Origin of the sequence: Micromonospora humida (genome assembly GCF_016901255.1) — a bacterium.
Classification (GTDB): domain Bacteria; phylum Actinomycetota; class Actinomycetes; order Mycobacteriales; family Micromonosporaceae; genus Micromonospora; species Micromonospora wenchangensis.
The window spans coordinates 37122-48752 of the sequence record NZ_JAFEUC010000019.1; the positions used below are offsets into that span (position 1 = coordinate 37122).

At 72.7% G+C, this 11631-nt stretch carries 11 protein-coding genes; 6 read left to right on the forward strand and 5 right to left on the reverse strand.

Features of this window, described 5'->3' with window-relative positions; genetic code table 11:
- Positions 1-48 precede the first annotated feature (48 nt).
- Both JQX11_RS29290 and JQX11_RS29295 read right to left on the reverse strand, forming a co-directional pair.
- Positions 49-285, reverse strand: a complete 237-nt coding sequence (locus tag JQX11_RS29290; protein WP_088642118.1) for a ferredoxin — start codon at positions 283-285, stop codon at positions 49-51.
- Positions 282-1469 (reverse strand): cytochrome P450, encoded by a 1188-nt coding sequence (locus tag JQX11_RS29295; RefSeq protein ID WP_204928163.1) that lies wholly within the window; start codon positions 1467-1469, stop codon positions 282-284. The genes JQX11_RS29290 and JQX11_RS29295 overlap by 4 nt, the downstream gene beginning before the upstream one ends.
- A gap of 357 nt (positions 1470-1826) precedes the next feature.
- Here JQX11_RS29295 and JQX11_RS29300 point away from each other — a divergent pair, with 357 nt between their 5' ends.
- The 4 genes from JQX11_RS29300 to JQX11_RS29315 all read left to right on the forward strand — a co-directional run bounded on the left by JQX11_RS29300 (position 1827) and on the right by JQX11_RS29315 (position 7023).
- The gene (locus JQX11_RS29300) at positions 1827-3173 is read left to right on the forward strand and encodes a KamA family radical SAM protein (protein ID WP_204928164.1); all 1347 of its coding nucleotides are present in this window, start codon (positions 1827-1829) and stop codon (positions 3171-3173) included.
- Between the two features lie 29 nt (positions 3174-3202).
- On the forward strand, positions 3203-4459 hold the full coding sequence (locus tag JQX11_RS29305) for a pyridoxal phosphate-dependent aminotransferase (RefSeq protein WP_204928165.1): 1257 nt from the start codon (positions 3203-3205) through the stop codon (positions 4457-4459).
- Between the two features lie 64 nt (positions 4460-4523).
- Complete coding sequence (locus JQX11_RS29310) at positions 4524-5453, forward strand: ACP S-malonyltransferase (RefSeq protein WP_204928166.1); 930 nt, start codon at positions 4524-4526, stop codon at positions 5451-5453.
- 25 nt (positions 5454-5478) lie between these two features.
- Positions 5479-7023, forward strand: a complete 1545-nt coding sequence (locus tag JQX11_RS29315; RefSeq protein WP_204928167.1) for an AMP-binding protein — start codon at positions 5479-5481, stop codon at positions 7021-7023.
- Between the two features lie 133 nt (positions 7024-7156).
- On the opposite strand, the gene JQX11_RS29320 is transcribed toward JQX11_RS29315, so the two are convergent.
- A complete protein-coding gene (locus JQX11_RS29320) occupies positions 7157-8764 on the reverse strand; it encodes an AMP-binding protein (protein ID WP_204928168.1) in 1608 nt (535 codons plus the stop codon).
- Between the two features lie 158 nt (positions 8765-8922).
- Here JQX11_RS29320 and JQX11_RS29325 point away from each other — a divergent pair, with 158 nt between their 5' ends.
- On the forward strand, positions 8923-9177 hold the full coding sequence (locus JQX11_RS29325; RefSeq protein ID WP_088642125.1) for a phosphopantetheine-binding protein: 255 nt from the start codon (positions 8923-8925) through the stop codon (positions 9175-9177).
- A 66-nt stretch (positions 9178-9243) separates the two neighbouring features.
- Here JQX11_RS29325 and JQX11_RS29330 read toward each other — a convergent pair whose 3' ends face one another.
- Positions 9244-10110 carry an aldo/keto reductase family oxidoreductase gene (locus tag JQX11_RS29330; protein ID WP_269756989.1) on the reverse strand — a complete coding sequence of 289 codons (867 nt, stop codon included), beginning with the start codon at positions 10108-10110 and terminating at the stop codon, positions 9244-9246.
- A 121-nt stretch (positions 10111-10231) separates the two neighbouring features.
- On the opposite strand from JQX11_RS29330, the gene JQX11_RS29335 reads away from it, so the two are divergent.
- Positions 10232-10696, forward strand: coding sequence for a winged helix-turn-helix transcriptional regulator (locus JQX11_RS29335; RefSeq protein ID WP_204928169.1), 465 nt, complete (start codon positions 10232-10234; stop codon positions 10694-10696).
- Positions 10697-10720: 24 nt separating this feature from the next.
- Here the strand turns inward: JQX11_RS29335 and JQX11_RS29340 are convergent, their stop codons facing one another.
- Entirely contained in the window at positions 10721-11626 is a 906-nt protein-coding gene (locus tag JQX11_RS29340) for a proline iminopeptidase-family hydrolase (RefSeq protein WP_204928211.1), read from the reverse strand.
- Positions 11627-11631: the final 5 nt, after the last annotated feature.

The following is an 11631-nucleotide window of genomic DNA, read 5'->3' on the forward strand; positions in this document are numbered from 1 at the left end:
GTCGCGGCGGCCTCGCGGCGACCGGTGGGTTCACCGGTCGGGGCGGTGTTACTCCTCGGGCGCGAGCAGCGCGCCGGAGGCGGCGTCGCGGACCGTGATCGCGGACATCGGGCACATGTCGGCGGCGTCGATGACCGCCTCGTCGGGTGCGGTCTCCGGGGCCAGGGCGGACGCCTTGCCGGCCCGGATCTCGATCTGGCGGGGGGCTGCGCCGGCACAGACCCCGGTACCGATGCAGGCGTCCCGGTCGACGGTGACCGTCCACCGGGTGTCCACAGCGGTCACCAGGCCACCAGCAGCTTGTTCGGGCCCCGGACCAGCAGGCCGGACTTCCACGACACGCCCGCGTCGCCGTCGGCCAGGCTCAGCTCGGGGAACCGGTCCAGGATGGTGTGCAGGGCCACCTGCAACTCCATCCGGGCGAGCTGCGCGCCGAGGCAGTGGTGCGGGCCGTGGCCGAACGCGACGTGCGGGTTCTGCTCGCGGGTGAAGTCGAAGGTCTCCGGGTTGTCGAAGATCTCCGGGTCCCGGTTGGCCCCGGGCAGCGAGACCAGCACCGGCTCGCCGGCGCGCACGGTGATGCCGCTCAGCTCCACGTCCTCCACCGCGTACCGGGGGAACATGGCGGCCGGGTTCAGCGGGATCATCCGCAGCAGTTCCTCCACGGCCGCCGGCACCAGGCTCCGGTCGGCGCGCAGCTGCGCCATCAGCTCCGGGTGGGTGAGCAGCGCGTAGACGAAGTTGGGGATGTGCGTGGAGACCGTCTCGACGCCGGTGAGCAGCAGCCCGACCCCGGCGATGGAGAGCAGCTCCTGCTCGGTCAGCCGGTCGCCCTCGTCGCGGGCCTTGACCAGCGCGCCGAGCAGGTCGTCGGTGGGCTGCTCGCGGCGCTGGGCGACCAGCTTGCCCATGTAGCCGAAGAGCTGCTCGGCGTAGACCATCAGCTGCTCGCTGGTGCTGGTCAGCCCCTCGGTCCAGATCCGGAACTGGGCCCGGTCCTCGAACGGCACCCCGAGCAGCTCGCAGATGACGGTGATCGGGTACGGCAGGGCGAACAGCTCGACCAGGTCACCCGGGGAGCCCTTGGCGATCATCTCGTCGACGTACTCGTTGGCGATGCGCTGGGCGCCCTCGCGCATCTCGTTGACCCGGCGGGCGGTCAGCGCCTTGCCGGCGAGCTTGCGCAGCCGGGTGTGGTCCGGCGGGTCGAGGCCGATGATGCCCTCGTAGGTCATCTCCTCGCGGGTGCGGGGCTGGTCCTTGCCCTGCGCCGCGGCCCGGCTGAACCGCGGGTCGGTCAGCACGGTCTTGACGTCCTCGTACCGGGTGGCGAGCCAGGACACCTCGCCGTACGGCAGTTGCACCCGGGCCAGCGGCTCGGTGCTGCGCAGCAGCCCGTAGACGGGGTCGATGTCGATCCCGGGCGCCTCGCTGAACGGATATTTACGGATCTCCTGATCGATCGTCACGGAGCACTCCCTCGGGTCGCACCGGGCGCACGTGATCCGGCGCTGGCATCGGTGTCTGCACGGCCGCTCGGTGCGGTACGGCGTATCCGGGCGACACGCCGGGCGCCGGCCGGACCAGGCGAGGGATACGTAATCAGGAAAGGAAATCCACCTACACCCCCGCGACGCCCCTAGCCTCCCCCTACCGGCTGCGCTAAGGGGCGGCTCTGGGGTTCCGCTAGGGGTCCGGGCGGACGGGCCGCCACTAGCGTGTGGGCGAGGCAACGCGCTGTTGACCGTCGAGCGATTCTCGCGGGCGCGCACCGGTGATTGAGTCACGCCACGTCGGTGGGCGCAACCCCCCATGGAGGATGGTTGATGTCCCTGCTCGTTTCCACGACCGCCGATCCGGGGCGGTTCCACTCCTTCGGGCCGCACCACATCGAAGAGCTGGGCGGCCGGTACGGATTGTCGGCCGACAATCTGCACGCGATCCGCACCATTTCCCAGGTGCTGCCCTTCCGGGTCAACGAGTACGTCCTGTCGCACCTGATCGACTGGGACCGCATCCCGGACGACCCGATCTTCCGGCTGGTGTTCCCGCAGCGCGGCATGCTCGCCGCCGACGACGAGCGGATCGTCGGCGACCTGCTGCGCGCCGGTGACCGTAAGGGGCTGCGCGGGGAGGTGGCCCGGATCAGGGCGGGGCTCAACCCGCACCCGTCCGGGCAGCAGCAGCACAACGTGCCCAGCCTGGACGGTCAGGAACTGCCGGGGATGCAGCACAAGTACCGGGAGACGGTGCTGTACTTCCCGCAGCAGGGGCAGACCTGCCACGCGTACTGCACCTACTGCTTCCGGTGGGCACAGTTCGTCGGGGACGCCGACCTGCGGTTCGCCGCGCCCGGCCCGGAGCAGTTGGTGAACTACCTGCACCGGCACCCGGCGGTGACCGACGTGCTGGTCACCGGCGGCGACCCGATGATCATGTCGACGGAGCGGCTGCGCAGCCACGTGGAGCCGCTGCTGACGGTGGACACGGTGCGCACCATCCGGTTCGGCACCAAGGCGGTCGCCTACTGGCCGTACCGGTTCGTCTCCGACAGCGACGCCGACGACCTGCTGCGGCTGTTCGAGCAGGTGGTCGCGTCGGGGCGCAGTGTCGCGGTGATGGCGCACTTCAGCCACCCCCGGGAGCTGGCCACCGAGGTCGCCACCCGGGCCATCGCCCGGATCAGGTCGACCGGGGCGGTGGTCTACTGCCAGGCCCCGCTGATCCGCTACGTCAACGACGACGCCCGCGCCTGGAGCGAGATGTGGCGGGCGGAGCTGGCCGTCGGCGCGGTGCCCTACTACATGTTCGTCGAGCGGGACACCGGTCCCCGGGACTACTTCCAGGTGCCGCTGACCCGGGCCGCCGACATCTTCCGTACCGCGTACCAGGATCTGCCCGGGCTGGCCCGGACGGTGCGCGGACCGGTCATGTCGGCCACCCCCGGCAAGGTCCTCGTCGACGGCGTCGAGCGGACCCCGGACGGCGACTTCTTCCAGCTCCGGCTGATCCAGGCCCGCGACCGGCGGCTGGTCGGCCGGCCGTTCCGGGCCCGCTGGTCGGCCGACGCGGCCTGGCTGAGCGACCTGGAACTGGACCCGACGGCCCCGGCGGACATCCTCGCCGCGGTCAGCCCCAGCGCGGCCCGCCCCGGCGCGGCCGTCACCGCCTGAACCACCCACCGACCCGAAGGGAGCTGGCGATGGCCGGCCGGAAGATTTCGCCCAACCTCGCGCTCGACCAGCTGGTCGCGCAGCGCATCGCCGCGGGCGAGTCCATCGTGCACCTGGGCTTCGGCGAGTCCCGCCTGCCGGTGTTCCCGCCGCTGCTGCGGGCGCTGACCGAGGGCGGCGACCGTAACGCCTACGGGCCGGTGGTCGGCGACCCCGCCACCCTGGACTCGGTGGCCGGGTACTTCTCCCGTCGCCGGCTGCCCACCGAGGCCGACCAGGTGATCGTCGCGCCGGGCAGCAAGCCGCTGCTGATGGCCCTGCAACTGGTCGTCGGCGGGGACACCCTGCTCGCCGCGCCGAGCTGGGTCACCTACGCCCCGCAGGCCCGGCTCGCCGGCCGGACGGCGCTGGGCGTGCCGGTCCCTGAGTCGTGCGGCGGGGTGCCCGACCCGGCGGCGCTGCGGGAGACGGTCCGCGCCGCCCGGGTGCTCGGTCACGACCCGCGCATCCTGGTGCTCACCTCGCCGGACAACCCGACCGGCACGCACGCCCCGGACGACCTGGTCCGTGAGCTGTGCGCGATCGCCGAGGAGGAGGACCTGCTGATCGTCTCGGACGAGATCTACCGGGACATCCTGCACACCCCGGGCACGGACCTGCTGTCCCCCGCCGAGGTCGCACCCCGGCGGACCGTGGTGCTCACCGGGCTCAGCAAGAACCTGGCGCTCGGCGGCTGGCGGATCGGCGCGGCCCGGTTCCCGGCCGGCGGGTGGGGCGAGCGCCTCCGCGCCGACGTCGCATCGGTGGCCAGCGAGATCTGGTCCACCCTGGCCGGGCCGATGCAGTCGGTCGCCCGGTACGCCTTCGCGGAGCCGCCGGAGATCCGTGAGCGGCTCACCGAGGACGCCGCGCTGCACGGCGCGGTGGCCGGCGCGGTGCACCGGATCATGGTGGAGGCGGGTGCCACCTGCCGGCCGCCGACCGGCGCGTTCTACGTCTACCCGGACTTCGCGCCGCTGCGCGAGCCGCTGGCCGAGCAGGGCATCACCGACGGGGCCACCCTGCAGCACTACCTGCTGGAGGAGCTGGGCGTGGCGGTGCTGTCCGGCCACCACTTCGGCGACCGGCCGGAGGCGCTGCGGTTCCGGGCCGCCACCAGCATGCTCTACGGCGACACCCCGGAGCAGCAGCGGCAGACCCAGACCGCCGCCGACCCGCTGACGGTGCCGCACGTCGCCGACGCGTTGGTCCGCATCGAGCAGGCCCTGGCCAAGCTCCCCCGGTGACCCGCCCCGACTCCCCCGCCGACCGCGCCGGTGCCGGTCTGCCCCGACGACAAGGACGCCCCAGATGACCAGCGCGATCGTCTTTCCCGGGATGGGTCCGTGCGACTTCGCCGACGTCGCGAAGTTCATGCTCATCGACCGGGACGCCCGCGAGCTGCTCGCCACCGCCAGCGAGGCCCTCGACTACGACCTGTTCGCCCGCTACCGCGACAGCGACAGCGACTATTCCGAGTACGCCCAGGTGGCCTTCCTGGTCAACTGCGTGGCGTTGGCCCGGTGGGCGGAACGGACCATGGACCTGCGGCCGGACCTGATCGCCGGACCCAGCTTCGGTGGCAAGGCCGCCGCCGTGTTCAGCGGTGCGCTGGACTTCGCCGAGGCGGTCCGGATGACGGCGCGGCTGTCCCGGATCGAGACGGAGTACTTCACCGCCGAGCAGCGGGGCGTGGTGACGATGTCGTTCGTCCGGACCCCGGCCGAGCGGCTGCGGGAGATCCTGGCCGAGCTGGACGAGGCAGGCGAGTGGTACGAGATCTCCTGCTACGTGGACACCGACTTCTGGATGGTGACCCTGCACGAGGGGCGCACCGACTGGTTGGCGCAGCGGCTGCGGGCCGGCGGCGGGCTGCCGCTGTACGTGATGGATCCGCCGCTGCACGCCGCCGCGTTCGGGCCGCTGCGCGACCGGGTGGAGGCGGAGCTGTTCGGGTCGCTGCGCTTCACCGATCCGCAGATCCCGGTCGTCGCCGACCAGGACGGCACGGTACGCACCACCGCCGACGGTGTCCGGACGATGCTGCTCGACGGGATCGTCACCCCGGTGCGCTGGCCGGAGGTGGTCGCCACGTTCCAGCGGTCCGGGGTGCAGACGGTGCACGTCTGCGGGCCGGACCGGTTGTGGGGCCGGGTCGGCGCCACCGTCCGCAACTTCCGGACCACCATCGTGGACCCGCGACGGGCGATGCGGCCGATCCGTCGCGCCGTGGCCGCCTGAGCGCCGGTAGAGCACGGAGGACGAGATGACCCAGCACACCGACTACGCCCTGCACGGCCGGTTCCTCCAGGGGCTGGCCGCGGCACCCCGGGCCACCGCCCTGCACCTGCCGTCCGGGCCGGTCAGCTACGAGGAGCTGCACGCCACCGCGCTGCGCTGGGCGGGGGCGCTGGCCGCCGGGCCGGACGGTCCGCCCCGGGTGGTCGGCATCCTTGCCGGCAAGACCCTGGAGTCGTACGCGGGGCTGCTGGCCACCCTGTACGTCGGCGCGACCGCCGTACCGCTGCACCCGGAGTTCCCGGCTACCCGGACGGCGGGGATGCTCACCGCGTGCGGGGTCTCCACCCTGCTGCTCGACGAGGCCGGGTTGGCGGTCCGGGCGGAGATGGGCGACGCGGTCGCCGGGGTGCCGGTGTTCGCGCCGGTGGTGGACCCGCGCGGCAGCGGCACCGGCCCACGGCTGCCGGTGGTCGGGGCGACGCCGCTGGCCGCACCCCGCCCCGCCGGCCCGGACGACGTGGCCTACGTGTTGTTCACCTCCGGGTCGACGGGGCGGCCCAAGGGGGTGCCGATCACCCACGGGAACCTGCGGCACTACTTCTCGGTGCTGGACGACCGGTACGACTTCGGCCCGGACGACCGGTTCTCCCAGTCGTTCGACCTGAACTTCGACTGCGCGATGTTCGACCTGTTCTGCGCCTGGGGTGCCGGGGCGAGCGTGCACCCGGTGCCGCCGGCGGCGTACCGGGACGTGCCGGCGTTCGTGGCCGAGCGGGGCCTGACCGTGTGGTTCTCCACCCCGAGCGCGATCACCCTGGTCCGGCGGACCGGCCGGCTGGCTGCGGCGGCGATGCCGTCGCTGCGGTGGAGCTTCTTCGCCGGGGAGGCGCTGCACGCGGCCGACGCGGTGGACTGGCAGGCTTCGGCCCCCGCATCGACGCTGGAGAACATCTACGGCCCGACCGAGCTGACCGTGACCATCACCGGGCACCGCTGGTCGCCGCAGACCTCGCCGGGGTTGTGCGTCAACGGGCTGGTCCCGATCGGGACGCTGCACGACGGGCACGACGGGGTGCTGCTCGACGCCGACGGCGCGGCCAGCGAGGTGGAGGGGGAACTCTGCATCACCGGCCCGCAGCTCACCCCCGGCTACCTCGACCCGGCCGACGACGAGGGCCGGTTCCTGCTGCGTGACGGCCGGCGCTGGTACCGCACCGGGGACCGGGTCCGGCGGTTGGACAACAAGGAACTGATCTACCTGGGCCGGCTCGACTCGCAGGTGCAGGTGCACGGCTGGCGGGTGGAGCTGGCCGAGATCGAGCACGCCCTGCGGGGCTGCCCCGGTATCGAGGACGCGGTGACCGTGGCCCGCTCCGGGGCCGGCGGCACCGAACTGGTGGTCTTCTACACGGGTGCGCCGACGGCCCCGGCGGAACTGTCCCGGCAGTTGCGGCAGATCCTGCCCAAGGGGATGCTGCCGCGCTCGTACCGGCACGTGCCGGAGTTCCCGTTGAACTCCAACCGCAAGGTGGACCGGGCCCGGTTGGCCCGCGAGGCCGCCGAGGGCTGACCCGGACGATCGACGCTGTCACGCCGACATGGCGGCATCCGAGGACTCGGATGCCGCCATCTCGCTGTGCTGGCGGTGACGCAGAGAAAAACCCCTGGCCGGTCCCCCTCCTGAAGGGACCGGCCAGGGGCCGTCAGGGTGCGGGGCAGCGCTGCGCGGGCTGTCCGGCGCGCTCGGCGAGGGCCCGCCTGTCGATCTTGCCGTTGGCGTTGACCGGCAGCTCGTCGATCACCCGGACCTGCTGCGGCACCATGTAGTCGGGCAGCGCCTCCAGGCAGAACGCGCCCAGCTCCATCTCCTCGACGCCGGTGACGCCCTCGTCGAGCACCACGAACGCGGCCAGCACCGGGTCCCTGCCCTCCTGGGGCAGCATCAGCGCGGCGGCCCCGGCGATGCCCGGGAACTCCCGGACCCGGCGCTCCACCTCGCCCAGCTCGACCCGGTTGCCGCGCACCTTGACCAGGGAGTCGGCCCGGCCGGTGAAGTACAGCTCCCCACCCTCGCCCCGGTAGGCCAGGTCGCCGGTGCGGAACACGACCTGCCCGGTGGCCGGGTTGAGCGGGTCGGGAACCAGCGCGGCGGCGGTGGCCTCCGGGTCGTTCCAGTAGCCGTGGAACAGGGCGGCGCTGCGCAGGTGGATCTGCCCGACGACACCCGGGGAGTCGACCGGCCGGCCGTCCTCGTCGATCAGCAGCATCTCCGCGCCCGGGTGGGCGTGGCCGATGGAGATCCGGTCGACGTCGTCGGGCAGCGGGTTGGGCACGTCGGTGAAGGACGCGGCGATGGACTCGCTGCTGCCGAAGCAGTTGACCACCCGGGCGTGCGGCAGGGCGCGTTGCAGCTCGCGCATCTCGGGCAGGGGGAAGTTCTCGCCGGAGTAGAGCACCCCGCGGATCTGCTCGCCGAGCGCGGCCAGCCCGGCGAACTCGTGCCGCAGCACCCCCCGCCAGATCGACGGCACGCCGTTGACCTGGGTGGCGCCGCTGTCGGCGAGGAACTGCACGAAGCGGCGCGGCCAGCGCAGCAGCGACCGGGGCACCGGCACCACCGCCGCGCCGCTGCCCAGCGCCAGGCCGATGTCGAGCAGCGAGAAGTCGAACTGCAACGGCGAGGTGGTGGCGACCCGGTCCTCGGCGGAGACGATGCCGTGCCGCAGCATCCCCCGGAAGAAGGCGAGCACGCCCCGGTGGCTCATCACCACGCCCTTGGGTCGTCCGGTGGTGCCCGACGTGAAGATCATGTAGGCCGGGTCGGTGGGTACCAGTTCCCGGCGGTGCCGGGTGCGCGGCGCGGGCGCCCGCTCGACCTGGATGCCGTCCGGGCCGAACCGGGCGGTGCCCAGCGGCGCGGGCACGCCCTCGCGGCGGCCGTCGACGGGTTGCAGGTGCAGCGCGGCGGCGGTGCTCTCGGCGATCAGCGCGAGCCGCTGGGCCGGGGTCTCCGGGCTGACCGGGATGAAGGTCAGGCCCAGCGACGAGCAGGCCAGGAAGACCGCGATGGCGGTCGGGGAGGTGTCCGACTCCAGGATCACCCGGTCGCCGATGTCGAGGCCGAGTTCGTCGAGGGCGGCGGCGTAGCCGTCGACCCGCTGGGCGAGCTGACGGTACGAGATGGAGCCGACCTCGCCGCCGACGGCCTGGATGACGGCCGGCTTGTCGGGCGTCAGCCGGGCGCCCGCCAACAGGAACTCGTGCAGCGTCTCCACGGAGGCGTGCGTGCGCGCGAAGTTCTCTCGACTCATGGCCGGAGCGTATCGGCGGCCCCGCCGGCCCCCACCCGCATCGACCCCCCTAACGACCCCTTACCCGGGCGGGCCGGCGGCCGGGAGATTGTCGGGTCGTCAGCCCCCGTGGGGCGTTGTTAGCGTCTTCTCACCCTGCACCGGAAGGAATCGCGGACATGTGGGATCAACGGTTCGAGGCCATCCTGCGCCAGCACCTGCCCTTCCTCGACCCCGAGGAGACGCTGCTGGCCGGCACCAGCCTGCGCGACTCCGGCCTGGACTCCCTCGCCATGGTCGAACTGCTGGCCACCCTGGAGAGCGAGTACGACGTGCGCTTCGTCGACGAGGCGATGTCGATGGAGACGTTCGCCACCCCGCAGACGTTGTGGAGCGTGCTGACCGACATGCGTGGCGTGCCCGCTCCCGTGTGAGCGGCACCCGTTCCGAAAAGTGCCCGTGACCGCATCTGGTCACGGGCACTTTTCGCGGTCCTGCCCTCAGCGTCCGATCGCGTCCAGCGCGGCGAGGTCGTCGGCGGTGAGCGTCAGCCCCGCCCCGGCGACGTTCTCCCGCAGGTGCGCCACCGACGAGGTGCCGGGGATGAGCAGGATGTTGGGTGAGCGCCGCAGCAGCCAGGCCAGGGCGACGGCCATCGGCGTCGCGTCCCGGCGGGCGGCCACGGCCGACAGCGCCGCGGACTGCAGCGGGCTGAACCCGCCCAGCGGGAAGTACGGCACGTAGGCCACCCCCTGCCCGGCGAGCCTGTCGATCAGCGCGTCGTCCTGCCGGTACGCCAGGTTGTAGAGGTTCTGCACGCACACGACCGGGGCGATCGACTGCGCCTCGGTGACCTGCTCGGGCGTCACGTTGCTCAACCCGAGGTGCCGGATCAGGCCCTTGCGCTGGAGTGCGACGAGCGCCTCGAACGGCTCGGCGAGGGAGCCGGCCCGGGGCCCCGTGGCGTCACCGAGCCGGAGGTTGACCAGGTCCAGGGCCTCGACGCCGAGGTTCTCCAGGTTCTCCTCGACGGCCCGGCGCAGTTGATCCGGCTCCCGCGCGGTGGGCCAGCCGCCCTGCGCGTCCCGGGTGGCACCGACCTTGGTCACCAGGTGCAGCCCCTCGGGGTACGGGTGCAGGGCCTGACGGATCAGCCGGTTGGTCACGTGCGGCCCGTAGGCGTCACTGGTGTCGATGTGTGTGATGCCGAGGGCGACGACCTCCCGCAGGACGGCCAGCGCCGCGTCCGGGTCGGCGGGCGGTCCCATCACCCCGGGGCCGGCGAGTTGCATGGCACCGTAGCCGAACCGGGTGACGGTCAGGTCGCCCAGCGTCCAGGTGCCGCCGGGCAGAGAGCGGGTGAGCATGTGGTTACCTCGGCCTTTCGTGGTGGACGGAGTGGTACCCGACCACTATCGGTGCGGTAGCTTTCTGCCGGGAAGTAGGCACCTGGAAGTGCGTAGCGCACCGATTGCGGGAGGAACGGCGATGACCACGAGGACGGCGGCCGAGCGCCGGGCGGAGGCGGCGGTGGCGTACGACGCGTTCGTGGCGCAGTGTCCCAGTCGCGAACTGCTCGCCCGGATCTCCGACAAGTGGGTCGCGCTGGTGCTGGCCGCGCTGCGCACCGACGGCTCGCACCGGTTCGGCGCGGACTGCGCCGGCACCCCCCGGCCGATGCGCTACTCGGAGCTGTCCCGCCTGCTCGCCGGGGTCAGCCAGAAGATGCTCACCCAGACGCTGCGCACCCTGGAACGCGACGGCCTGGTCAGCCGGACCGCGACGGCGACCGTGCCGGTCACCGTCACCTACGAGCTGACCGACCTCGGCTTCTCCCTGCACGAGACGATGCGTGCCCTCAAGACCTGGGCCGAAACGCACCTGGACGACGTGCACGCCCACCGGGCGGCCTACGACGCCCGCCACCCCGCCCCGGCGGCCCGCCCCGCCTGAGCGGGCCAGCCGGACGGTCGGGGTTCAGAGCTTGTCGAGGAACTGGGTGAGGATCTCGGTGAACCGCTCCGGGGTCTCCAGGTGGGGCAGGTGGCTGGCCCCCTCGATGATCTCCCAGCGGGCACCGGGGACGAGATCGTGGAAGGGGCGCACGGCGGCGGGGGTGACCTCGTCGTACTCGCCGCTGATCACCAGGGTCGGCGTGTCGATCTGCGGCAGCCGGTCGAGCAGCGAGTAGTCGCGCAGCGTACCGGTGATGTGGAACTCGCTCGGCCCGTTCATCGCGTGGTAGACGGTCGGGTCGCCGTTGATCTCCATGAAGGTGGCCATCAGCTCCGGCGGCAACGGCTTACGCCGGCACACGTGCCGCTGGTAGAAGACCATCATCGCGGCCGTGTACGCCGGGCTGCCGGTGGTGCCGGCGGCCTCGTGCCGGCGCAGCGTCGCATCCACGCCGGGCGGCAGCGCGGCCCGCAGCACGTCCAGCTCCGGCAGCCACAGCGGGTACGACGCGGGCGCGTTGGCGATCACCAGGCCGCGCAGCCCGGCCGGCCGGTCGGCCGCGTGGGCCGCCGCCAGCACCCCGCCCCAGGACTGCCCGAACAGCACGTACTCCTCGGCGATGCCGAGGCGGCGCAGCAGGTTGTCGAGTTCGGCGAGGAACAGCTCGACGGTCCAGAAGTCGGCGCCCCGGCCCCGCAGGTGGGTGGAGCCGCCGTTGCCGAGCTGGTCGTAGTGCACCACCGGCCAGCCGGACCGGCTCAACCCGGCCATGTTGAGCAGGTAGTCGTGGGTGCTGCCGGGCCCGCCGTGCAGCACCACCAGCGGGGGCTTGCCGTCGTGCAGCTCGCCCGTCACCCGGTACCAGGTCCGGTGGTCACCGAACTCGACGGTGCCCTTCGCGGTCGGTGCCAGTGTCATGTCGTCCACTCCCG